The organism is Streptomyces sp. NPDC048623 (genome assembly GCF_040650755.1).
In the GTDB taxonomy this organism is placed as follows: Bacteria; Actinomycetota; Actinomycetes; order Streptomycetales; family Streptomycetaceae; genus Streptomyces.
The window spans coordinates 211,362-233,480 of record NZ_JBEZHV010000009.1; the positions used below are offsets into that span (position 1 = coordinate 211,362).

Annotated in this window: 19 protein-coding genes; 8 read left to right on the top strand and 11 right to left on the bottom strand. The window is 71.8% G+C overall.

Annotated features, from left to right (window positions below; all coding sequences use genetic code 11):
* Window positions 1-3: 3 nt before the first annotated feature.
* The 4 genes from AB0C73_RS16190 to AB0C73_RS16205 form a co-directional block, all read right to left on the bottom strand.
* A complete protein-coding gene (locus AB0C73_RS16190) occupies window positions 4-309 on the bottom strand; it encodes a hypothetical protein (RefSeq protein ID WP_362529808.1) in 306 nt (101 codons plus the stop codon).
* A gap of 113 nt (window positions 310-422) precedes the next feature.
* On the bottom strand, window positions 423-842 hold the full coding sequence (locus AB0C73_RS16195) for a DUF4279 domain-containing protein (protein WP_362529811.1): 420 nt from the start codon (window positions 840-842) through the stop codon (window positions 423-425).
* A 336-nt stretch (window positions 843-1,178) separates the two neighbouring features.
* Window positions 1,179-1,592 carry a PIN domain nuclease gene (locus AB0C73_RS16200; protein WP_362529814.1) on the bottom strand — a complete coding sequence of 138 codons (414 nt, stop codon included), beginning with the start codon at window positions 1,590-1,592 and terminating at the stop codon, window positions 1,179-1,181.
* Window positions 1,589-1,825 carry a type II toxin-antitoxin system VapB family antitoxin gene (locus AB0C73_RS16205; RefSeq protein WP_362529817.1) on the bottom strand — a complete coding sequence of 79 codons (237 nt, stop codon included), beginning with the start codon at window positions 1,823-1,825 and terminating at the stop codon, window positions 1,589-1,591. Before AB0C73_RS16205 ends, AB0C73_RS16200 begins: the two co-directional genes overlap by 4 nt.
* A gap of 551 nt (window positions 1,826-2,376) precedes the next feature.
* Here AB0C73_RS16205 and AB0C73_RS16210 point away from each other — a divergent pair.
* Window positions 2,377-4,590 carry an ATP-dependent RecD-like DNA helicase gene (locus AB0C73_RS16210; RefSeq protein ID WP_362530001.1) on the top strand — a complete coding sequence of 738 codons (2,214 nt, stop codon included), beginning with the start codon at window positions 2,377-2,379 and terminating at the stop codon, window positions 4,588-4,590.
* A gap of 179 nt (window positions 4,591-4,769) precedes the next feature.
* Window positions 4,770-6,059 carry a citrate synthase gene (locus tag AB0C73_RS16215; RefSeq protein WP_362529819.1) on the top strand — a complete coding sequence of 430 codons (1,290 nt, stop codon included), beginning with the start codon at window positions 4,770-4,772 and terminating at the stop codon, window positions 6,057-6,059.
* Window positions 6,060-6,594: 535 nt separating this feature from the next.
* Here the strand turns inward: AB0C73_RS16215 and AB0C73_RS16220 are convergent.
* The 3 genes from AB0C73_RS16220 to AB0C73_RS16230 all read right to left on the bottom strand — a co-directional run bounded on the left by AB0C73_RS16220 (window position 6,595) and on the right by AB0C73_RS16230 (window position 10,154).
* On the bottom strand, window positions 6,595-8,865 hold the full coding sequence (locus AB0C73_RS16220; protein ID WP_362529822.1) for a heavy metal translocating P-type ATPase: 2,271 nt from the start codon (window positions 8,863-8,865) through the stop codon (window positions 6,595-6,597).
* Between the two features lie 121 nt (window positions 8,866-8,986).
* Window positions 8,987-9,301 carry a cation transporter gene (locus tag AB0C73_RS16225; protein ID WP_362529824.1) on the bottom strand — a complete coding sequence of 105 codons (315 nt, stop codon included), beginning with the start codon at window positions 9,299-9,301 and terminating at the stop codon, window positions 8,987-8,989.
* A 157-nt stretch (window positions 9,302-9,458) separates the two neighbouring features.
* Window positions 9,459-10,154: a TetR/AcrR family transcriptional regulator gene (locus AB0C73_RS16230; protein WP_362529826.1), complete on the bottom strand. Its 696-nt coding sequence runs from the start codon at window positions 10,152-10,154 to the stop codon at window positions 9,459-9,461.
* Between the two features lie 153 nt (window positions 10,155-10,307).
* On the opposite strand from AB0C73_RS16230, the gene AB0C73_RS16235 reads away from it, so the two are divergent.
* A complete protein-coding gene (locus tag AB0C73_RS16235; RefSeq protein ID WP_362529828.1) occupies window positions 10,308-12,680 on the top strand; it encodes an MMPL family transporter in 2,373 nt (790 codons plus the stop codon).
* Between the two features lie 73 nt (window positions 12,681-12,753).
* On the opposite strand, the gene AB0C73_RS16240 is transcribed toward AB0C73_RS16235, so the two are convergent.
* The gene (locus AB0C73_RS16240) at window positions 12,754-12,951 is read right to left on the bottom strand and encodes a MarR family transcriptional regulator (RefSeq protein WP_362529830.1); all 198 of its coding nucleotides are present in this window, start codon (window positions 12,949-12,951) and stop codon (window positions 12,754-12,756) included.
* Between the two features lie 227 nt (window positions 12,952-13,178).
* Window positions 13,179-14,126, bottom strand: a complete 948-nt coding sequence (locus AB0C73_RS16245) for a sugar phosphate isomerase/epimerase (RefSeq protein WP_362529832.1) — start codon at window positions 14,124-14,126, stop codon at window positions 13,179-13,181.
* 166 nt (window positions 14,127-14,292) lie between these two features.
* Between AB0C73_RS16245 and iolC the strand changes: the two genes are divergently transcribed.
* The 4 genes from iolC to mmsA all read left to right on the top strand — a co-directional run bounded on the left by iolC (window position 14,293) and on the right by mmsA (window position 19,718).
* The gene (gene iolC / locus AB0C73_RS16250; RefSeq protein ID WP_362529834.1) at window positions 14,293-15,384 is read left to right on the top strand and encodes a 5-dehydro-2-deoxygluconokinase; all 1,092 of its coding nucleotides are present in this window, start codon (window positions 14,293-14,295) and stop codon (window positions 15,382-15,384) included.
* A gap of 127 nt (window positions 15,385-15,511) precedes the next feature.
* Window positions 15,512-16,330, top strand: coding sequence for a 5-deoxy-glucuronate isomerase (gene iolB, locus AB0C73_RS16255; protein ID WP_362529836.1), 819 nt, complete (start codon window positions 15,512-15,514; stop codon window positions 16,328-16,330).
* Entirely contained in the window at window positions 16,327-18,195 is a 1,869-nt protein-coding gene (gene iolD / locus AB0C73_RS16260; protein WP_362529839.1) for a 3D-(3,5/4)-trihydroxycyclohexane-1,2-dione acylhydrolase (decyclizing), read from the top strand. The genes iolB and iolD overlap by 4 nt, the downstream gene beginning before the upstream one ends.
* Window positions 18,196-18,209: 14 nt before the next feature.
* Entirely contained in the window at window positions 18,210-19,718 is a 1,509-nt protein-coding gene (mmsA, locus tag AB0C73_RS16265; RefSeq protein ID WP_362529841.1) for a CoA-acylating methylmalonate-semialdehyde dehydrogenase, read from the top strand.
* A gap of 102 nt (window positions 19,719-19,820) precedes the next feature.
* On the opposite strand, the gene AB0C73_RS16270 is transcribed toward mmsA, so the two are convergent.
* Window positions 19,821-20,741 (bottom strand): NADP-dependent oxidoreductase, encoded by a 921-nt coding sequence (locus AB0C73_RS16270; RefSeq protein WP_362529844.1) that lies wholly within the window; start codon window positions 20,739-20,741, stop codon window positions 19,821-19,823.
* 265 nt (window positions 20,742-21,006) lie between these two features.
* Between AB0C73_RS16270 and AB0C73_RS16275 the strand changes: the two genes are divergently transcribed.
* A complete protein-coding gene (locus tag AB0C73_RS16275; RefSeq protein WP_362529847.1) occupies window positions 21,007-21,669 on the top strand; it encodes a DUF4291 domain-containing protein in 663 nt (220 codons plus the stop codon).
* On the opposite strand, the gene AB0C73_RS16280 is transcribed toward AB0C73_RS16275, so the two are convergent.
* Window positions 21,635-22,054 carry a GNAT family N-acetyltransferase gene (locus AB0C73_RS16280; RefSeq protein ID WP_362529849.1) on the bottom strand — a complete coding sequence of 140 codons (420 nt, stop codon included), beginning with the start codon at window positions 22,052-22,054 and terminating at the stop codon, window positions 21,635-21,637. The genes AB0C73_RS16275 and AB0C73_RS16280 overlap by 35 nt on opposite strands.
* Between the last annotated feature and the right edge of the window lie 65 nt (window positions 22,055-22,119).

The following is a 22,119-nucleotide window of genomic DNA, read 5'->3' on the forward strand; positions in this document are numbered from 1 at the left end:
GGCTCAGCTCAGCCAGTCCAGCGGGTCCTCCGCCGGGGTGTTGTCCGGCAGCAGGGTCGTGAAGGTGACCGGCAGGCGGAGCGCGGCAAGGCGGTCGACGGATTCGGGGGACAGCGTCAGCGGGCCCCCGAGTTCCACCGTCCCCGATACGGCCACCTGGACATGGCAGCCGGCACTGGCCAGCACGCCGACCTTGTCGAGGTGCGGGCCGACGAGCGAGGCCAGCTCCGCGATCTGCCGGCCCAGGTCGGCGGAGCAGCCCGCGTCGATGGTGAAGGCCCACCAGCCCGGTCCGTGATGGACCGACATGCCGGGCCTTTCCGACGCCGGCCGGGTGAAACCGAGGGCACGCTCGACCGCAGAGGCGTCCAGGTCGCTCCCTGTGACAGCGAGGGAGGTGGTCATCGAGGTCCACATGGCGGTCACCGTTCGCTCGTGCTGGGCGTGAGGGTCAGGGGCAGGCCGAGGCCGGCCACCCGGCACATCTGCTCGGCGGTCAGGGCGAGCTGCGAGTCGTTGTCCACGTATCCCCTGACGACAAGCGCGACGGAGACGCCTTCGGCTGTCAGAGCCCGCCACTGCTCCGCGTACGGCTCGGCCGCCGTCAGCACGGTGTCGAGCTGCGCCGCGAAGTCCCGGGTCATGCGCTCGTCGCATTGCAGCCGCCACTCGCCGTCGACGTCGTCCGGGCGACCCCAGGGGCTCGGCCCCGGGGGCCGGGTCGCGGTCGGTTGGAGAGCGAGCCTCGCGGTGAGTGCGTCCGGGTCGAGTTCGGGCCCCCTGACCACCAGGGCGACCGAGGTCAGCGCCCACCTCGCGCTGTGCTGCTGCTCCGTGCTCACCGTGCGGTTCCTTTCCTGCCGACCGCGTCTGCCGGGGCGCCGGTCTTGGCTTCGGGCGTCGGCCGGAACACGACATCGGCCTCGGCCAGTTCGGTCAGTCTGGAGACCCTGAGCTGCCTCGGTGACGGGAAGTCGGGTCTTCCGGCAACCGTGTTGGCTGTGGGTTTCGCCGGCTTGGTGAGGACGCTCGCCATCAGGCTGGTGCCTCACCAAGCCGCCGAGCGTAGTTCGCCGCAGAGCTCCGACATCGAGCCGTCTACGAGCTGCCGCTTTCCGACGGCGGCTTGCCGAGACACCAGGCTGGGGAACCGCCCCGCCCGGACCGTCGTCCAGGTGTCAGACCAAGAGCCGCACGTCCTGTTGCTCGACCTCCTTGAGGACGCGGGCGACTGTGGCGAAGTCGTTGTCCCTGTGCAGGATGGTCAGCCCGTGATGGACCGCCGTGGCACAGAGCAGGAGATCGACGACGCCCGCCGCACGGTGCTGCCCCTTCTGGGTCAGCTTGTACTGCGCGGTTTCCACCCATCGCCAGGCGTCCTTAGGTACACGGACGGCCGCGAACAGGGCGGAGAGGTCTTCATCGATCTCGTCGCGGTCGTCCGGGCCGGTGGCGGTGAACAGGATCTCCGCTCGGGTGGCCTCGCACATGCCGATGGCGCCCGTCTCGATCTCGGCGTCCCAGCGTCGGTGATCGGTGGGATCGGTGCTGAGGTGAACGTATGCGCTGGTGTCGATGAGGTACGTGATCACTCAGCGTCCTCGCCGTGCTGGGCGGCCTTGCGGGCTTCCCAGGCTCGACGTGTGGGCTCCAGTTCACCTCGTGCGCCCCGCTCCGCGAGGCGCTGGTACGCGGCCCTGCGTCGATGGCGCCTTATCACTTCTTCCAGTGCCGTGTTGATCGTGTCCTTCTTCGTGGTCGTACCCAGCAGTCGCGCGGCCTCGGCGAGCACCTCGTCGTCCACGTCGACGTTGGTCACACCCATGATCACCATCCATGTGTGTCATGTGGGACACAATCCCACCTTCCATACATGGTAGCTGGCCGCGCCTGCGCGCGGGCGTCGTCCGCAGGCGGCTGTCCACAGGCCCGCCCCGTTGTTTGAGGGCTTACCTTCGGGTCATGTCCCAGCGAAGCGCGAAGCCTCGCGGTGCTCGAAGGGGCCCCCCGGGTTTGGCGACCCTTCGCGTCGCGCCCAGGCCTGCGCGAAGGCTCCGTGGGCAAAAACAGTCCCCGGTAGTGCTGCACGTGTCCTGAAGCTTCAGTCGTCACTGTCGCCTCGGTATCGCGCCGGCTTGCCGGGGGCCTGAACAACATCCTGTCCAAGTCACTCCGCCGACTAGACGTCCTCGTCGACTTTGTGGCTCTTTCGGTGTTGTCGTCTATTAACCACTACTACGCGCCGTATGCCATAAGTCAATAGGTTTTAGGTAAATTCTTCGGCGTGGCGGTCCCCCCGCCGTCGGTGGCGGGCGTTGTCCACAGGACCGGCGCGCTGTCCGAGGGCTTCGCTACCTTCGGGGCATGTCCAGCGAAGTGCGGAGCCTCGCGGTGCTCGAAGGGGTCCTGGAGCGGATCACCTACGCCAACGAGGAGAGCGGGTACACGGTCGCCCGCGTCGACACCGGCCGTGGGGCCGGCGACCTGCTCACGGTCGTCGGGTCGCTGCTCGGCGCGCAGCCGGGGGAGTCGCTGCGGATGGAAGGGCGCTGGGGCTCGCATCCGCAGTACGGGCGGCAGTTCACCGTGGAGAACTACACGACGGTGCTGCCGGCCACCGTCCAGGGCATACGCCGCTATCTCGGCTCGGGTCTGATCAAGGGCATCGGACCGCGCATCGCCGAGCGGATCGTGGACCACTTCGGCACCGACACCCTCGACGTCATCGAGACCGAGCCGAAGCGCCTGATCGAGGTGCCGGGCCTCGGGCCGAAGAGGACCCGGCTGATCGGCGCGGCCTGGGAGGAGCAGAAGGCGATCAAGGAGGTGATGGTCTTCCTCCAGGGGGTGGGGGTGTCCACCTCCATCGCGGTGCGGATCTACAAGAAGTACGGGGACGCCTCGATCTCCGTCGTGAAGAACCAGCCGTACCGGCTCGCCGCCGACGTCTGGGGCATCGGCTTCCTCACCGCCGACCGGATCGCCCAGGCCGTCGGCATACCGCACGACAGCCCGGACCGGGTGAAGGCCGGCCTGCGGTACGCGCTGTCGCAGTCCACCGACCAGGGGCACTGCTTCCTGCCCGAGGAGCGTCTGATCTCCGACGCGGTGAAGCTGCTCCAGGTCGACACCGGTCTGGTCATCGAGTGCCTCGGCGAGCTCGCCGAGGACCCGGAGGGGGTCGTACGGGAGAAGGTGCCCGGCCCGGAGGGCCTGCCGGTCACCGGCGTGTTCCTGATCCCCTTCCACCGCGCCGAACTGTCCCTCGCCGGGCAGCTGCGCCGTCTGCTGGCCGCCGAGGAGGACCGGCTGCCCGCCTTCCAGGACGTCGCCTGGGACAAGGCGCTTGCCTGGCTCGCGGACCGCACCGGCGCCTCGCTCGCGCCGGAGCAGGAGCAGGCGGTCCGCCTCGCCCTCACCCGTAAGGTCGCCGTCCTCACCGGCGGACCGGGCTGCGGCAAGTCCTTCACGGTCCGCTCGATCGTGGAGCTGGCCCGCGCCAAGCGGGCCAAGGTGGTGCTCGCCGCCCCCACCGGCCGGGCCGCCAAACGGCTCGCCGAGCTGACCGGCGCCGAGGCCTCCACCGTGCACCGGCTCCTGGAGCTGAAGCCCGGCGGCGACGCGGCGTACGACCGGGACAAGCCGCTCGACGCCGACCTGGTCGTGGTCGACGAGGCCTCCATGCTCGACCTGCTCCTCGCGAACAAGCTGGTCAAGGCGGTGGCTCCGGGCGCCCATCTGCTGCTCGTGGGGGACGTGGACCAGCTGCCCTCGGTCGGCGCCGGTGAGGTCCTCGGCGATCTGCTCGCCCCGGACAGCCCCGTCCCGGCCGTCCGGCTGACCAGGATCTTCCGGCAGGCCCAGGAGTCCGGCGTGGTCACCAACGCGCACCGGATCAACGCGGGCCTGCCGCCCGTCACCACCGGCCTGCCGGACTTCTTCCTCTTCGCCGAGGAGGAGACCGAGGACGCCGCCCGGGTGACCGTGGAGGTCGCCGCCCGCCGGATTCCCGCCAGGTTCGGCCTCGACCCGCGCCGCGACGTCCAGGTGCTCGCGCCCATGCACCGGGGCCCGGCCGGCGCCGGCGCGCTCAACGGCCTGCTCCAGCAGGCCGTCACCCCGGCCCGCCCCGACCTCCCGGAGAAGCGCTTCGGCGGCCGGGTCTTCCGGGTCGGCGACAAGGTCACCCAGATCCGCAACAACTACGAGAAGGGCGCCAACGGCGTCTTCAACGGCACCGTGGGCGTGGTCACCGCCCTCGACCCCGTCGAACAGCGGCTCCTCGTCCGTACGGACGAGGACGAGGAGGTGCCGTACGACTTCGACGAGCTGGACGAGCTGGCCCATGCCTACGCTGTGACCATCCACCGCTCGCAGGGCAGCGAGTACCCGGCGGTCGTGATCCCGGTCACCACCAGCGCCTGGATGATGCTCCAGCGCAATCTGCTCTACACGGCCGTCACCCGCGCCCGGAAACTCGTCGTCCTGGTCGGCTCGCGCAAGGCGATCGCCCAGGCGGTGCGCACGGTTTCGGCCGGGCGCCGCTTCACCTCACTGGCCCATCGGCTCGCAGGGGGCACGGTCGTGTGAAAGATCACGGAGGACTACCGGAACCGGGGCGAAGGGGGCAGGATATGCAGGTTGGCGGCACTGAGTGCCGCCGAATGGCCCAATAGGCGACCCCGAGTGCACTCTGCTCTGCCAAATGGGGGATGGTAGAGACAGTCAGGGCACCTCGAAGAAGAGGCACTACGTCGGTGAGGGATGACGTGAGCGACAACTCTGTAGTACTGCGGTACGCGGACGGTGAATACACCTACCCGGTGGTCGAGAGCACCGTCGGTGACAAGGGCTTCGACATCGGAAAGCTGCGGGCCCAGACCGGTCTGGTCACCCTGGACAGCGGATACGGCAACACCGCCGCCTACAAATCCGCCATCACCTACCTCGATGGCGAGCAGGGCATCCTGCGGTACCGCGGCTACCCCATCGAGCAGCTGGCCGAGCAGTCCACCTTCCTGGAGGTGGCGTACCTGCTGATCAACGGCGAGCTGCCGAAGGCGGACCAGCTCACCACCTTCCAGGGCGAGATCACCCAGCACACGCTGGTCCACGAGGACGTCAAGAACTTCTTCCGCGGCTTCCCGCGGGACGCCCACCCGATGGCGATGCTGTCCTCCGTGGTGTCCGCGCTGTCCACCTTCTACCAGGACAGCCACAACCCGTTCGACGAGAAGCAGCGTCACCTCTCCACGATCCGGCTGCTCGCCAAGCTGCCGACGATCGCGGCCTACGCGTACAAGAAGTCGATCGGTCACCCGTTCGTCTACCCGCGTAACGACCTCGGCTACGTCGAGAACTTCCTGCGCATGACCTTCTCGGTCCCGGCCCAGGAGTACGACCTGGACCCGGTCGTGGTCTCGGCGCTCGACAAGCTGCTGATCCTGCACGCGGACCACGAGCAGAACTGTTCGACCTCCACCGTGCGTCTGGTCGGCTCCTCGCAGGCGAACATGTTCGCCTCGATCTCCGCCGGCATCTCGGCCCTGTGGGGCCCGCTGCACGGTGGCGCCAACCAGTCGGTCCTGGAGATGCTCGAGGGCATCCAGGCCAACGGCGGCGACGTCGACGCCTTCATCCGCAAGGTGAAGAACAAGGAGGACGGCGTCCGCCTGATGGGCTTCGGCCACCGGGTGTACAAGTCCTTCGACCCGCGCGCCAAGATCATCAAGGCCGCCGCGCACGACGTCCTGTCGGCCCTCGGCAAGTCCGACGAGCTGCTCGACATCGCGCTCAAGCTGGAGGAGCACGCGCTCTCCGACGACTACTTCGTCTCGCGCAACCTCTACCCGAACGTGGACTTCTACACGGGTCTGATCTACCGCGCGATGGGCTTCCCGACGGAGATGTTCACCGTCCTCTTCGCCCTCGGCCGCCTCCCGGGCTGGATCGCCCAGTGGCACGAGATGATCAAGGAGCCGGGTTCTCGCATCGGCCGCCCGCGCCAGATCTACACCGGCGAGGTCCTCCGTGACTTCGTCCCGGTCGAGGCCCGCTGACCTTCGTCCGCGACTTCCTGGTCCGCGACGTCCTCGTCCGCGCCTTCTTCCCGGGCGAGCAGCTTCCCGGTCGAGGCGGCCCGATCACGGGCCCGCCTCCCGGAGTGCGTCCGGAGCGCGTAGCGAAAGCGCCCCGCCGCCGATCCCCCCACGGGTCGGCGAGCGGGGCGCTTCCCATATCCCCGGTGCGGATTCCCCCCACGGGATCCGGGCCGGGCGTCTGTTCGCGCGGTCTGCCGGGGTACGTACGTACGGGAGGGCCGCTCAAAGCTCCCCGGTGCACGTGCCCCGGCCGCGCTTGCCCAGGGACGTCCCCCAAGACATCCCCATGAACGTCCCCCAAGACGTTCTTGGCATCGCCCACTTAGACTCGCGAACAGCCCAGATGGTTACCCCCCAATATCTGTGATCTAGATCTCTTTGTGAAGGTCCTGTGCGTCACGTGTAGGTGAATTCGCGTGATCACGCGCCGTACGGAGCACAGGTCACGCCGGTCCCCGATCCGGCCTGATCCGGCCCGATCCACGCGACAGCCCTAGCGGAAGCGGCGCAGCCGCAGGCTGTTCGTCACCACGAAGACCGAGGAGAAGGCCATCGCGGCGCCGGCGATCATCGGGTTGAGCAGCCCGAACGCGGCCAGCGGCAGCGCGGCCACGTTGTAGCCGAAGGCCCAGCCCAGGTTCCCCTTGATCGTGGCCAGGGTGCGCCGGGAGAGCCGGATCGCGTCGGCCGCGACCCGCAGGTCGCCCCGTACGAGGGTCAGGTCGCTCGCCTCGATCGCGGCGTCCGTGCCCGTGCCCATGGCCAGGCCCAGATCGGCGGTGGCCAGGGCCGCGGCGTCGTTCACGCCGTCGCCGACCATCGCCACCGTGCGGCCCTCGGCCTGAAGGCGCTTGACGACGTCGACCTTGTCCTGCGGCATGACCTCGGCGATCACCTCGTCGATGCCGACCTCGGCGGCGACGGCCTCGGCGACGGCCTTGTTGTCGCCGGTGAGCAGGATCGGGGTGAGACCGAGGGCGCGCAGCCGCTCGATGGCCTCGGCGCTGGTCTCCTTGACCGCGTCGGCGACCGTCAGGGTGCCCCGGGCCCGCCCGTCCCAGGCGACGTGCACGGCCCCGGGAGCCGCCCCGGCCGGGATCTCGATCTCCTCGGCGGCGAGCAGCGCGGCCCGCCCGACCAGGACCAGATGCCCGTCGACCGAGCCGCGCACGCCGAGTCCCGGCACGTTCTCGAAGCTCTTCGGTACGGGCAGCTCGCCGACCCGTGCGGCGGCACCGGCCGCCACGGCGCGGGCGACCGGGTGCTCGGAGGAGTGCTCCAGGGCGCCCGCGAGGCGCAGCAGCTCGTCCTCGCCGGTGCGGTCGGCGCCGTAGGCGCCCCCGTACACATGCACCCCGGTCAGGGTCATCCGGCCGGTCGTGACCGTGCCCGTCTTGTCGAGGACGACGGTGTCGACGCGGCGGGTGGACTCCAGGACCTCCGGGCCCTTGATGAGGATGCCGAGCTGGGCGCCGCGCCCGGTGCCGACCATGAGCGCGGTCGGGGTCGCGAGACCGAGGGCGCAGGGGCAGGCGATGATCAGCACGGCGACGGCGGCCGTGAAGGCGGCCGTGGTGTCGCTCGTGACGAGGAGCCAGGTGACGAGGGTGCCGAGGGCGATGAGCAGCACCACGGGCACGAAGACGGCGGAGATCCGGTCGGCGAGCCGCTGCACCTCGGCCTTGCCGTTCTGGGCCTCCTCGACGAGCTTGGCCATCCGGGCCAGCTGCGTGTCGGCGCCGACCCGGGTGGCCTCGACGACCAGCCGGCCGGAGACGTTGACGCAGCCGCCGGTGACGGTGTCGCCGGGGGCGGCGTCGACCGGCACGGACTCGCCGGTGAGCATGGAGGCGTCCACGGCGGAGGAGCCCTCGACGACGGTGCCGTCGGTGGCGATCTTCTCCCCGGGGCGTACGGCGAAGCGGTCGCCGACCACGAGCGCGCCGACCGGGATCCGTACTTCCGTGGTCCCGCCTCCCGAGGTCCCGCGCAGCACGGCCACGTCCTTGGCGCCGAGCCGCAGCAGGGCGTGCAGGGCGGCACCGGCCTTCCGCTTGGCGCGGGCCTCCAGATAGCGGCCGAGCAGGATGAAGGTGATCACCCCGGCGGCCACCTCCAGATAGATGGTGGAGGCGGCGTGGTCGCGGGAGACGGCGAGGTCGAACTCGTGGCGCATGCCGGGCATGCCGGCGTCCCCGAGGAAGAGCGCCCACAGCGACCAGCCGAACGCGGCGAGGGTGCCGAGGGAGACCAGGGTGTCCATGGTGGCGGCGCCGTGCCTGGCGTTGGTCCAGGTGGCGCGGTGGAAGGGCAGCCCGCCCCAGACGACCACGGGCGCGGCGAGGGTGAGCGAGAGCCACTGCCAGTTGTCGAACTGCAGGGCCGGGACCATCGCGAGCAGCACCACCGGCAGTGAGAGCACGGCGGAGACGACGAGTCGCTGCCGCAGCGAGGCGAGCTCGGGGTCCTGCTCCCGGCCTTCGGGGGACCCGGCCTCCGACTCCGACTCCGTCTCCGGTTCGGGCTCGGGCTCCGGCGGCGGGGGCTCCTCGGCGGTGTAACCGGTCTTGACGACGGTGGCGATGAGGTCCGCGACCGGCACCTGGGCAGGGTGTTCGACCCGCGCCTTCTCGGTGGCGTAGTTGACGGTCGCGGTGACGCCCTCCATCCGGTTGAGCTTCTTCTCGACCCGGGCGGCGCAGGACGCGCAGGTCATGCCGCCGATCGTGAGCTCGGTGACGGTGGAGGTCGTGAGCGGTGCCATGGATGGTTCCCAACAGGAGCAGGGCCGTACGGAGACACCGTACGGCCCTGCGGGGGTGAGACGGAGGGCCGTACGGCCCGGGGAGGGTCAGGCGGGGTTCAGGCCCGACCCGGGCGGCGGCTCAGGCCTGGCCCACGAGCTCGTAACCGGCCTCGTCGACGGCGGCACGGACGGCCTCCTCGTCGAGCGGGGCGGCGGACACGACGGTGACCTTGCCGGTGGCGGCGACGGCGGTGACCGAGGCGACGCCGGCGATCTCGGAGATCTCGCCGGCCACCGCGCCCTCACAGTGACCGCAGGTCATGCCCTTGACGTCGTAGACGGTGGTGATGCCCTCGGCCGAGGCCGCGTCCGCCGCGCCGCCCCCGCAGCCGCCGGTGGAGGAGCAGCAGGAGGAGGTCACCTGCGGGAGTTCGGTCCGGGTCTCGGCGGTCATGGCTTCTCCTCTTCGAGGGCGGTGCGCTGTGTGGGGCGTGGCCCGGCGGTTCGCCGGTCCGTACGCCGTACTACCACCCAGTGTACCCCTAGGGGGTATGGATCGCGGGGTGGACCTGCCGACTGGAGGGTCGGGCCCTCGTCCGCGCCGGAGCGGGTCACGGGCTCGGAGTCGTGGTGACCGGCTGGTCGGTGGCGGTGGCGGTGGCGGTGGCGGTGGCGGTGGCGGTGGACGGCTGGTCGGCGAGAAGGGGGGCGAGGTAGCGCAGCAGGACGGTCTTCAGCTCGGTGACGACCGCGTCCCGCTCCGCGCCCTCGGGCGCGGCCAGGACGAGCGTGAGTCCCGCCTTCACGATGGCGAAGATCATGTCGGCGATACGGGCCCGCTGGGCGGGCGCGCTGTCGGGCAGGTAGTGGACCATCAGCTCGCCGACCGCGGCGAGCAGCTGGGCGTGCACGGCGTCGTGCTCCTCGGCGATCCGGCCGGGAACCTCCGAGCCGTGCATGAGCGCGAGGAAGGCCGGGTTCTGGCAGTTGAACTCGATCAGCGGGTCGAGGACGGCGTCGACGAGCTGGGGGAGCGGCAGTCCCAGGTTCGCGGGAGTGAAGGCCTGACCGTGGGCGGCCCGCATCTCGGCGAGCAGCCGGTCGCCCAGTTCCAGGGCGATGGCCTCCTTGTTCGGGAAGTACTGGTAGAGCGTGCCGGGCGAGACGCTCGCCTCGCGGGCGATCGCGTTGGTGCTCGCGGCCGTGTAGCCCTTGGCGCAGAAGACGTTCGCGGCGGCCTGGAGCAGCTGGCTGATCCGGCGTTCGCCGCGGGCCTGGCGACGGCGCGGCTTCGGTTCCTCGGACATGGCTGTCCCCAGCCTCCCTCGACACGTTTGACAAACACGAGAGGTCGCTCGCATTCTGGAGAAACGCGAGTGATCGCTCGTGTTTGCCAGTCTATGGCAATAGGCGACCCCTGCACGGGTCTGCACGGGTCACGGTGAAGGGGACACCGCGTCATGGCCGAAGTCAAGAAAGCCCTGCCCACGGAGGGCACGGGGCCCGTGGGGGCCGCGGGAGGCTCGGGGAGTCCCGGGGGCGGGCCGGGCCGCTGGACGCGGATCGTCACGGCCCGGCCCCGGCTCTCGCTCCTCGTCGCCCTCGTCCTCACCGCGCTCGCGGTGTTCGCCGGCAGCGGGGTCGCCGACCGGATGGGCAGCGGCGGCTGGGAGGACCCGGACGCCGAATCCACGTACGCGACCCAGGTCCTGGAGCGGGAGTTCCCCGCCTCCCAGCCCAATCTGCTGCTCCTGGTCGACGCGGGTCCCGCCGGGGTCGACGCCCCCGCGGTCGCCGCCGAGGCCCGCCGCCTCGCCGAGCGGCTCGACGCCCAGGAGGGCGTCGACGGCGTCGGCTCCTACTGGCAGACCGGCTCGTCGGCACTGCGCTCGAAGGACGGGCGGCAGGCCCTGATCGCCGCCCGCATCGACGGCGAGGAGAAGGCTGCCGGCGCGGTCCTGCAGCGCATAGCCCCCGAGTTCCGGGGCACCCACGGACCGGTCGAGGTCTCCGTCGGCGGCCCGCTCGCCGTCCGGCACGAGATGCAGACGATCATCCAGGAGGACCTCCTCAAGGCCGAGATGATCGCCCTGCCCATCACCCTCGTCCTGCTCGTCATGGTCTTCGGCAGCGCCGTCGCGGCGATGCTCCCGCTCGGCATCGGCATCGTCGCCATCCTCGGCACCAACGCCGTGCTGCGCGGCCTCACCGAGTTCACCGACGTCTCCGTCTTCGCCCAGAACCTCACCACCGCCCTCGGCCTCGGACTCGCGATCGACTACGCCCTGTTCGTGGTCCGGCGCTTCCGCGAGGAGCTGGACGGCGGCGCCGACACCCGCACGGCCGTCGCCACCACCCTGCGCACCGCCGGGCGGACCGTGCTCTTCTCCGCTCTCACCGTGGCCGTCTCGCTCGCCGCGATGATGGTCTTCCCGCAGTACTTCCTGCGCTCCTTCGCGTACGCGGGCATCGCCGTCGTGCTTCTTGCCGCCGCGGCCGCCCTGGTCCTGCTGCCGGCCGCGCTGCTGCTGCTCGGCGACCGGGTCAACGCCCTGGACCTGCGTCGGGTGTTCCGCCGGCGGCGGCGCGAGGCCGGGGCCGAGACCGGGGCTGGGGCCGAGACCGGGGCCGTTCCCGGTGCCGATCGTGCCGATCGCGCGGAGGGGGCCGGCTGGGGACGGGCCGCCGGGCTCGTCATGCGGCGGGCGCCGTGGTTCGCCGTCGCCACCGCCACCGGTCTGGTGCTGCTCGGACTGCCCTTCCTCGGCGTGAAGTTCGGCACCGCCGACGACCGCCAGCTGCCCGCCACCGCCGAGTCCCGGGTCGTCCAGGACCAGCTCCGCGAGGGCTTCCCCGGCAACCCCGGCGGCGCGCTCACCGTGCTCGCCGAGGGCCCGGCCACCGGCGCCCAGTACCAGGACTACCGCGCCCGGATCGAGGCGCTCGACGGGGTCGCCCGGGTCGACGGGCCGGTCACCGCGGGCACCGGCGAGCAGGCCCACGCCTCCTACACCGTGCTCCCCGAGGGCGAGGGCGTCGGCGCCGGGGCCCAGCGGGTGGTCGGCGAACTGCGCGCTGAACCGGCCCCCTTCGCCACCTCCGTCACCGGCGCCGCCGCCGTCCTGGTCGACTCCAAGGACGCCATCGGCGAGCGGCTGCCCTGGGCGGCCGCGATCATCGCTGTCGTCACCCTGGTCCTCGTGTTCCTGCTCACCGGCAGCGTCGTCGTCCCGCTCCAGGCCGTCGTGCTCAACGCGCTCAGCCTCACGGCCATGTTCGGCGCGGTCGTCTGGGTCTTCCAGGAAGGGCACCTCGCCGGACTGCTCGGCTTCACCTCCACCGGCGACATCGAGACCACCCTGCCCGTCCTGATGTTCTGCGTCGCCTTCGGACTCTCCATGGACTACGGGGTGTTCCTGCTCTCCCGCATCAAGGAGGAGTACGACGCCACCGGCGACCACGAGGGCGCCGTCCGGCACGGACTGCGCCGCACCGGCGGGCTGATCACCGCCGCGGCCGTCATCCTGGCCGTGGTCATGGTCGCCATCGGCACCAGCCGGGTCACCAACACCAAGATGCTGGGCCTCGGCGTGGCCCTCGCCGTCCTCATGGACGCCATGGTGGTGCGCAGCCTGCTCGTCCCGGCCGTGATGAAGCTGACCGGCCGGTTCACCTGGTGGGCGCCCGCGCCGCTGCGCCGGCTCCATGCCCGCTTCGGCATCAGCGAGGGCGGCATACCCGGGGCGCCCGCCCCCGCACCGGGCGCGGCCGGCCACGAGACCGAGGGCGAGGGCGGCGGGAACAGGGCCGAGAAGGAGACCGTCGCCGGATGACCGAGGGCCCCGCACCGCGCGGGTGCGCGGTGCGGGGCCCTCGGGAGCCGAGGCTCTGGTACGGGGGAGCGGCTCAGTCCCGGCGGCTCCGGTTCCCCGGCCGGTTCGCGACCCAGCGGCGGATCGTGTCGGGCTGCCAGTACGGCTTGCCCGACTCCACGTGGTCGGGTGCGGGCAGCAGTCCGTGCTTCCGGTAGGAGCGGACGGTGTCCGGCTGCACCTTGATGTGCGCGGCGATGTCCTTGTACGACCAGAGTCTTCTGTCCGTCATGGCGTGGCACCTCTCCTGCGTGCCCGGCAGAGCGGCGGGGGGAGCCGTCGGGGGTGCTGCCGGACGTCACTGGTGATCACTCGTGTCCCGTGATCACTGAGCCTGTGCCCGGTCAACGGCCCCTTCCGACAGGAGGGGAGCGGCTGTCGAACGCCTGTGACGGAAAACCCGCGTAATGGAGATATGCGTGACGAAGGGGCGACGGTCGTGACGAAAGTGACGCATGGTCATGAGAGGCCGCACGAGCGGAGAAAGCGCCGGGTACGGACCGCGATGGGGTAGGGGGCGTCCGGATCGCAGGGGTACATGTCCTGCTCGACGATGGCGAACAGGTCCACGCCCAGGGCCCGCGCCGCGTCGAGCACCGGTTCCAGGGCCGGCACGCCGGCCGGCGGTTCGCACATCACGCCCTGGGCCACCGCCGGGCCGAAGGGCAGCTCCTCGGCCACCACTCGGGCGAGGACCGCCGGGTCGACCTGCTTGAGGTGGAGGTAGCCGATCCGCTCGCCGTAGGTCTCGATCAGCTTCACGCTGTCGCCGCCGCAGTAGGCGTAGTGCCCGGTGTCCAGACACAGCGCCACCAGCTCCGGATCGGTGGCGTCGAGGAAGCGGGTGACGTTCTCCTCGGTGTCGAGGTGGGTGTCGGCGTGCGGATGGACGACGACCCGCAGCCCGTAGCGCTCGCGCACCTCCTGGCCGAGGCGCTCGGTCAGACCGGTCAGCTGCCGCCACTGCCCGGCCGTCAGGACGCGGTCCTCCAGGACCGCGCCGGTGCGGTCGTCCCGCCAGAAGGAGGGGATCACCACCAGATGTTCCGCACCCATGGCCTGGGCGAGCGCCGCGTTCTCGGCGACATGGGCCCAGGTCCGGTCCCACTCGGCCGGACCGTGGTGGAGACCGGTGAACACGGTCGCCGCCGAGACCCGCAGCCCCCGGCTCCCCGTCTCCTCGGCGAGGAGACCCGGATCGGTGGGCAGATAGCCGTACGGACCGAGTTCGATCCAGCTGTATCCGGCGCCCGCCACCTCGTCCAGGAACCGCTGCCACGGCACCTGCCGCGGATCGTCGGGGAACCACACCCCCCACGAGTCCGGGGCGGAGCCGACCCGGATCCGGGACGGTGACGGCGGTGGCTGGGGCGACGACGGCGACGGCGGAAGCGACGGATTCGTCATGAATGCCACCTTGGGGCGGACTCCGGAGGGCGTCAAGACGGCGTCCGGCGGCACGTCCGAATGTCAGGACATGTCATTGACACCGCCCGGGGCCGTGGATAGACCTGGGAGCGTGAGCCCCCGGCGAGATCCACAAGACACGGTCCGGGCGAGAGGTGACGTGCCGATGACGGCGGAACCGGAGCACCGGCCGGACGGCCGGCCCCACGACCCGGCCTCGTACAGCCCGGACTCGTACGACCCGGCCTCGTACGACCTGATCACGATGGGCCGGCTCGGAGTGGACCTCTACCCGCTGCAGAGCGGGGTGGAGCTGGCCCGGGTGGAGACCTTCGGGAAGTTCCTCGGCGGCTCCCCGGCCAATGTGGCCGTCGCCGCCGCGCGGCTCGGCAGCCGCACGGCGCTGATCAGCCGGACCGGGGCCGACCCGTTCGGGGAGTACCTGCGGCGCGAGCTGCGGGCGTTCGGGGTGGACGAGCGCTGGGTGACCGAGGTCGCCGCCCACCCCACCCCGGTGACCTTCTGCGAGATCTTCCCGCCCGACCACTTCCCGATCCACTTCTACCGCCGCCCCAAGGCCCCCGACCTGGAGATCCACCCCCACGAGCTGGACCTCCCGGCGATCCGGGCGGCCCGCGCCCTGTGGGTCACCGGCACCGGCCTGAGCGCCGAACCCAGCCGCACCGCGACCCTCACGGCGCTGCGCGAGCGCGCCGCCGCCGCGACCGGGGCCGGGGCCGGGCCCATGACCGGCGCGGACCCCGGCCCGCTCACCGTGCTCGACCTCGACTGGCGCCCCGCCCTCTGGGACGCCCCCGCCGAGGCCGGACCGCTGTACGCGGAGGCGCTGCGGTACGCGACGGTCGCCGTCGGCAACCTCGACGAGTGCGAGGTCGCCACCGGCGAGCGCGAGCCGTACGCCGCCGCCCGCGCCCTGCTCACGGCGGGCGTCCGGCTCGCCGTCGTCAAACAGGGCCCCAAGGGCGTGCTCGCGCTGTCCGCCGACGGCACCGCCGCCGAGGTCCCGCCGCTGCCCGTCGAGGTGGTCAACGGCCTCGGCGCCGGCGACGCCTTCGGCGGCGCGCTCGCCCACGGCCTGCTCGCCGGCCTCGGCCTGGAGGAGGTGCTGCGCCGGGCCAACGCGGCGGGCGCGATCGTGGCCGGCCGGCTCGCCTGCTCGCCCGCCATGCCGTACGCCGAGGAGATCGATCTGGCCCTGGCGACCGGCGACGCCTCGATCCCGGAGCGCCCCCGATGACCCTCCGGGACACCTCGAACACGACCCGGACACGTCCCGGACGGCGTCCCGGACGGCGTCCCGGACCGGACCCGGACATGACCCGGACGCGGCGGTGAGGCCCCCGGACCGCGGGTAGGGACAGATCATGGACTCGACGCTCAACCTCCACGTCCCGGCCGGGACGGCCGCCCGCGGCCCGTACGCCGTCGACATCGACCCCGAGCGGGCCGGCTGGACGTACAGCTCGCTGCGCGTTCTCGAACTCCCGCCCGGCGGGACCCACCGCTTCGAGACAGGGAACAGCGAATGGGTGGTGCTTCCGCTGTCCGGGGGCGGTACGGTGCGCGTCGACGGGGAAGTTCTCGAACTGAAGGGCCGGGAGAGCCCGTTCGACGGGGTCTCGGATTTCGCCTATCTGCCCAGGGACGCCCACGCCCAGATCGCCTCCGGTGCGGGAGGCCGCTTCGCTTTGGCAGGAGCGAAGTGCGAGCGACGACTCCCCGCCCGCTACGGCTCCGCGCCGGAGGTACCCGTCGAGACCCGGGGCAGCGGCAACCGCACCCGCGAGGTGCGCAACTTCGCCGCGGCCGGCGCCTTCGACTGCGACCGGCTGATCGCGGTCGAGGTGATCACCCCCGGCGGCAACTGGTCCTCCTACCCGCCCCACAAGCACGACGAGCACCGCCAAGGCACCGAGTCCGTCCTGGAGGAGATCTACTACTACGAGGTGTCCGCCCCTTCCGGCTACGCCTACCAGCGGATCACCCCCTCCCGCCCCGGCGGCGCCGAACTCCTTGCCGAGGTGCGCACCGGCGACGCCGTCCTCGTCCCCGACGGCTGGCACGGCCCGTCCGTGGCCCAGCCCGGCCACCCGCTCTACTACCTCAACGTCATGGCCGGCCCAGGCCCCGAGCGGGAGTGGCGGATCAGCTTCCACCCCGACCACACGGAGGGATACCAGTGAGCCGCTCCACCGTCGCCCAGGCCCTGATCCGCTTCCTCGCCGCGCAGTACACCGAGCGCGACGGCGAGCGGCAGCGGTTCCTCACCGCGACCTGGGGCATCTTCGGGCACGGCAACGTCGCCGGGATCGGCCAGGCGCTCGTCGAGCACGCCGACCTCATGCCGTACCACCAGGGACGCAACGAACAGGCCATGGTGCACGCGGCCGTCGGCTACGCCCGCCAGTCCCGCCGGCTCCGGGCGCACGCCGTCACGACCTCTATCGGCCCCGGCGCCACCAACCTCGTCACCGGCGCCGCGCTCGCCACGATCAACCGGCTCCCGGTCCTCCTCCTGCCCGGCGACACCTTCGCCGCCCGCCCCGCCGACCCCGTACTCCAGCAGCTCCAGGTCCCGTACGCCGGTGACGTGTCCGTCAACGACTGTCTGCGGCCCGTCTCCCGGTACTTCGACCGCATCGTCCGCCCCGAGGCGCTGATCCCGGCCGCCCTCGAAGCGATGCGGGTCCTCACCGACCCGGCGGAGACCGGCGCCGTCACCCTCGCCCTCCCGCAGGACGTGCAGGCCGAGGCGTACGACTGGCCCGAGGAGTTCTTCGCCGAGCGGACCTGGCGGGTGCGCCGCTTGTCACCCGACGAGGACGAACTGGACGCGGCGGCCGAGGCGATCGGCAGGGCCGCCCGCCCCCTGATCGTCGCCGGCGGAGGCGTCAAGTACAGCGGGGCCGAGGAGTCGCTCTCCGACTTCGCCGCACGGACCGGCATCCCGGTCGCCGCCACCCAGGCCGGCAAGGGCGCGCTGCCCCACGGCCACCCCCAGGACGTGGGCGGCATCGGCCACACCGGCACCGCCGTCGCCGACCACCTGGCCCGCACCGCCGACGTGGTGATCGGCGTCGGCACCCGCTGGAGCGACTTCACCACCGCGTCCTCGACCCTGTTCGGCCACCCCGCCGTGCGGTTCGTCAACCTCAACATCGCCGCCGTCGACAGCCACCGCCTGGCGGCGCTCCCGCTGGTCGCGGACGCCCGCGAGGGCTTGGAACAGCTCCACACACTCCTTGAGCAGCACCATGTCAGCGCGCACTACGCGCACGAGTACGCGGAGGAGAAGCTGCGCTGGGAGGCCCGTACCGACGCCGCCTACGCCGCCCCCGACGAGACCGCCCGCCCCACCCAGACGCAGGTGCTCGGCGCACTCGACACCCTGGTCACCGGCGACGACATCCTGATCAACGCGGCCGGCTCGCTCCCCGGCGACCTCCACAAGCTGTGGCGGACGCGTTCCGAGGACCAGTACCACGTCGAGTACGGCTACTCGTGCATGGGCTACGAGATCCCCGCGGCCATCGGTGTCGCCCTCGCCGCACCCGGCCGGCCCGTCTGGGCGCTCGTCGGCGACGGTACGTATCTGATGAACCCCACCGAAATCGTCACCGCCGTGCAGGAGGAGCTGCCCATCAGGCTGGTCGTCCTCGACAACCACGGCTACGCCTCCATCGGCGGTCTGTCCGAGGCCGTCGGCGCCGAGCGCTTCGGCACCGACTACCGCTTCCGCGACGAGCGGGGCGGCTTCACCGGCCCGCCGCTGCCCGTCGACCTCGCCGCCAACGCCGCCTCCCTCGGCATGCGGGTGCTGCGCGCCCGCACCGTACGTGACCTGCGGGAAGCCCTCGCCGACGCGAGGGAGGCCACGGTTCCTACATGTGTCTACGTGGAGACCGAAACGGACGACAGTGTGTCGGGCGCGCCCCCCGCCCAGGCGTGGTGGGATGTGCCCGTGGCCGAGACCGCGACCCGCCCGGACGCGGTCAAGGCCCGCGAGGAGTACGCCCGGCACGTCACCGCCCGACGCCGCCATCTCTGAAGGAGCAACGAGTCATGACGAAGACCGTCCACCACTGGATCGGTGGCAAGACCGTCGAGGGCACGTCGGGCAACTGGGGCCCGGTCACCGACCCGGCCACCGGCGCCGTCACCACGCGGGTGGCGCTCGCCTCCGCCGACGAGGTCGACGCGGCGGTCGCCGCCGCCAAGGCCGCCTTCGAGACCTGGGGCACCTCCTCGCTGGCCCAGCGCACCACGATCCTCTTCCGCTTCCGCGCGCTGCTCGACGCCAACCGCGACGCCATCGCCGAGCTGATCGTCGCCGAGCACGGCAAGGTGCACTCCGACGCGCTCGGCGAGGTCGCCCGCGGCCTGGAGATCGTCGACCTGGCCTGCGGCATCACCACCCAGCTCAAGGGCGAGCTGTCCACCCAGGTCTCCAGCCGGGTCGACGTGGCCGCCATCCGCCAGCCGGTCGGCGTCGTCGCCGGCATCACCCCGTTCAACTTCCCGGCGATGGTGCCGATGTGGATGTTCCCGCTGGCCATCGCCTGCGGCAACACCTTCGTCCTCAAGCCGAGCGAGAAGGACCCGTCGCCGTCCCTGAAGATCGCCGAGCTGCTCGCCGAGGCGGGTCTGCCGGACGGCGTCTTCAACGTCGTGCACGGTGACAAGGTGGCCGTCGACCGCCTCCTGGAGCACCCGGACGTCTCCGCGGTCTCCTTCGTCGGCTCCACCCCGATCGCCCGCCACATCCACACCACCGCCTCCGCCAACGGCAAGCGCGTCCAGGCGCTCGGCGGCGCCAAGAACCACATGCTGGTGCTGCCCGACGCCGACCTCGACGCCGCCGCCGACGCGGCCGTCTCCGCGGCGTACGGCTCCGCCGGCGAGCGCTGCATGGCGATCTCCGCGGTCGTGGCGGTCGGCTCCATCGGCGACGAGCTGGTCGAGAAGATCCGCGAGCGCGCCGAGAAGATCAAGATCGGCCCCGGCAACGACCCGACCTCCGAGATGGGCCCGCTGATCACCGCCGTCCACCGCGACAAGGTCGCCTCCTACGTGCACGGCGCGGCGGCCGAGGGCTGCGAGGTCGTCCTCGACGGCACCGGCTACACGGTCGAGGGCGCGGACTACGAGAACGGCCACTGGATCGGCCTCTCCCTCCTCGACCGCGTCCCCACCACGGCCAAGGCCTACCAGGACGAGATCTTCGGCCCCGTCCTCTGCGTCCTGCGCGCCGACACCTACGAGGAGGGCGTCGCCCTCATCAACGCCTCGCCGTTCGGCAACGGCGTCGCCATCTTCACCCGCGACGGCGGCGCCGCCCGCCGCTTCCAGCTGGAGGTCGAGGCCGGCATGGTCGGCGTCAACGTCCCGATCCCGGTCCCGGTGGGCTACCACTCCTTCGGCGGCTGGAAGGACTCCCTCTTCGGCGACCACCACATCTACGGCAACGACGGCGTGCACTTCTACACCCGCGGCAAGGTCGTCACCACCCGCTGGCCGGACCCCTCCGAGGCCCCGACGGGCGTCGACCTGGGCTTCCCGCGCAACCACTGACGCCCCCCCGGCCCCGGGCCGTCCCGCGGCAGAACCCCCGGCCGGTCCCCACCGGCCGGGGGTTCCCGCCGTCTGCGCGCAAGGACTTGGCCCGGGACGGGGTCAGTCCTCGGTGACGCGGATGATCGTCCTGCCGGGGGTGCGCTTGGCCGGGGTGAAGGCGGAGGTCGCCTCGGTGAGCGGGTGGACGGCGCCGATGATCGGCTTGAGGCGGCCGTCCCGCAGCCGCTGGGCGAGGTGGGCCAGGCGGGTCCGGTCGGGTTCGACGACGAAGAAGACGGCGTGCGCGTCGCGGGGGCGGACGGTGACCGGCTCGGCGATGGTGACCAGGGTGCCGCCGGGGCGGACCAGCGCGGCGGAACGTTCGAGGATCTCGCCGCCGATCACGTCGAACACCACGTCCACCTCCCCGATGTCCTCCAGCCTTTCGGCCTGGAGGTCGACGAAGGTGTCCGCGCCCAGGCCGAGGGCGGTGTCGCGGTCGGCGGCCCGGCCGGTGCCGATCACCCGGGCGCCGACCTCGCGGGCCAGCTGCACCGCGAGTGAACCGACACCGCCCGCCGCGCCGTGGACGAGCACGCTCTGGCCGGTGAGCAGGTGGGCGTGGTCGAACAGGGCCTGCCAGGCGGTGAGCCCGGAGATCGGCAGCGCGGCGGCCGTGACATGGTCGACATCGGCGGGGAGCGGGGCCAGGTTGCGGGCCTCGACCGCGACGTACTCGGCCAGCGAGCCGTCGCGGGCCCAGTCGGCGAGACCGAACACCCGCTGCCCGACCGTCAGGCCGGTGGTGCCGTAGCCGAGCTCGGTGACCACGCCGGACAGCTCGTGGCCGGGCACGCTCGGGGTCCGGTCACGGCCGGCCCGGTCGGTCCAGGTGGCGGGCCAGGTCAGCTCACCCGGGGTGAATCCGGCGGCGTGGACCTTCACGATCACGTCGTTCTCGGCGGCGTGCGGGTGGGGCAGCTCGGAGAGGGCCAGGCCGCTGACACCGGCGTCGCGGTCCTTGACGGTGATGGCTTGCATGAGGAGTTCCTCTGAGTGAGGGGACGTTCATGGCGGGGGCGGGCCGACCGCCCGCCAGGCCCATCCCAGCGCCGTCAGCCGCTGTCCGCCACCGCAGACCGCGGCTGACGGATGGCGGCTGACAGGTGCTGTCGGGGTCACCTCTCCACGCTAGGAGGCCAGCGGCCCACACCATGGGGCCATTCGCACGTCGCTTCGATGGGCCATTACTCCCGGGAGGTAAACCAGTGGCCCTCAGGCGTGTTCGCCGCGCACCCTTGAGACCATGTCCGTTCCCGTTCAGCCTCCGAAGCAGCAGATCCGCGCCGTGTACGGCGACACCACCGTGACCGTGTATCAGGCGTACAGCCCGGTGATCGGGCTCCCGGCCGCCCGGGACGGGCGGTTCCCCGCGGCCTGGAAGCGGGAGCGGATGACCTGGATCAAGCCCTCCTTCCTGTGGATGATGTATCGCTGCGGGTGGGGGCTGAAGGAGGGGCAGGAGGTCGTGCTCGCCGTCGAGATCAGCCGGGAGGGCTTCGAGTGGGCCCTGCGGAACGCCGCCCTCTCCCACTACGTGCGCGGGTTCCACCCCGACCGGGCGGGCTGGCAGCGGGAGTTGAAGCGCGCCCCGGCCCGGGTGCAGTGGGACCCCGAGCGCGACCTGCATCTGAGGGCGCTCGACCACCGCTCGCTCCAGCTCGGCCTGGCCGGGGAGGCGTCGCGGCGGTACGCCGACGAGTGGACGACCGGGATACGGGACGTGACGCCGCTCGCCCACGAGATCCACGCGCTCGTACGGGAGCGGCGGCTCGCGGAGGCCGAGCGGCTGCTTCCGGCGGAACGCCCGTACCCCGTGCCGGACGGGCTCCTCGACCGGGTGCTCCCCATCAGGACCGAGGTCAAGACCGAGGTCAGGACCGAGGGAACGACCAGCCGCGCATCGTGAACACGCCCTCGTCCGCCGCCCCCGCCGACGCGTACGTCCGCAGCGCGGCCTCGTTGTCCGTGTCCACGCCGACCCACATGCCGTAACAGCCGCGCGCCCGGGCCTCCGCCGCCAGCGCCTCGGTGAGGGCGCGGCCGATGCCCCGGCGGCGGTGGGGCTCGTCGACCGAGAGCTCGTACAGACACAGCTCCACGCCCTTGTCGGGGTGGCGCATCTCGATGCCGGAGACGAAACCGGCCGGCGTGCCGTCGGGCGCGTAGGCGATGAGCAGCACATGGCCGGGCGCGGCGAGGAAGGCCGCCGCCCACTTCTCGCGGGGCGGCGCGTCGTACAGGTGCGCCGCCGCGAGCAGTTCCGCCACCGTGGTCGCCCGCCGGATCTCCATCCAGGACCTCTCATGACCGATGCGCGTACCGCGTCTGGTGTACGGGACGGTAGCGCGTACGACCG

Coding starts and splice junctions, on each gene's coding strand:
- AB0C73_RS16190 (WP_362529808.1), bottom strand. CDS start 309: ATGTCGGTCCATCACGGACCGGGCTGGTGGGCCTTCACCATCGACGCG.
- AB0C73_RS16205 (WP_362529817.1), bottom strand. CDS start 1,825: ATGGGTGTGACCAACGTCGACGTGGACGACGAGGTGCTCGCCGAGGCC.
- AB0C73_RS16220 (WP_362529822.1), bottom strand. CDS start 8,865: ATGGCACCGCTCACGACCTCCACCGTCACCGAGCTCACGATCGGCGGC.
- AB0C73_RS16225 (WP_362529824.1), bottom strand. CDS start 9,301: ATGACCGCCGAGACCCGGACCGAACTCCCGCAGGTGACCTCCTCCTGC.
- AB0C73_RS16230 (WP_362529826.1), bottom strand. CDS start 10,154: ATGTCCGAGGAACCGAAGCCGCGCCGTCGCCAGGCCCGCGGCGAACGC.
- AB0C73_RS16235 (WP_362529828.1), top strand. CDS start 10,308: ATGGCCGAAGTCAAGAAAGCCCTGCCCACGGAGGGCACGGGGCCCGTG.
- AB0C73_RS16240 (WP_362529830.1), bottom strand. CDS start 12,951: ATGACGGACAGAAGACTCTGGTCGTACAAGGACATCGCCGCGCACATC.
- AB0C73_RS16245 (WP_362529832.1), bottom strand. CDS start 14,126: ATGACGAATCCGTCGCTTCCGCCGTCGCCGTCGTCGCCCCAGCCACCG.
- iolC (WP_362529834.1), top strand. CDS start 14,293: ATGACGGCGGAACCGGAGCACCGGCCGGACGGCCGGCCCCACGACCCG.
- iolB (WP_362529836.1), top strand. CDS start 15,512: ATGGACTCGACGCTCAACCTCCACGTCCCGGCCGGGACGGCCGCCCGC.
- mmsA (WP_362529841.1), top strand. CDS start 18,210: ATGACGAAGACCGTCCACCACTGGATCGGTGGCAAGACCGTCGAGGGC.
- AB0C73_RS16270 (WP_362529844.1), bottom strand. CDS start 20,741: ATGCAAGCCATCACCGTCAAGGACCGCGACGCCGGTGTCAGCGGCCTG.
- AB0C73_RS16275 (WP_362529847.1), top strand. CDS start 21,007: ATGTCCGTTCCCGTTCAGCCTCCGAAGCAGCAGATCCGCGCCGTGTAC.
- AB0C73_RS16280 (WP_362529849.1), bottom strand. CDS start 22,054: ATGGAGATCCGGCGGGCGACCACGGTGGCGGAACTGCTCGCGGCGGCG.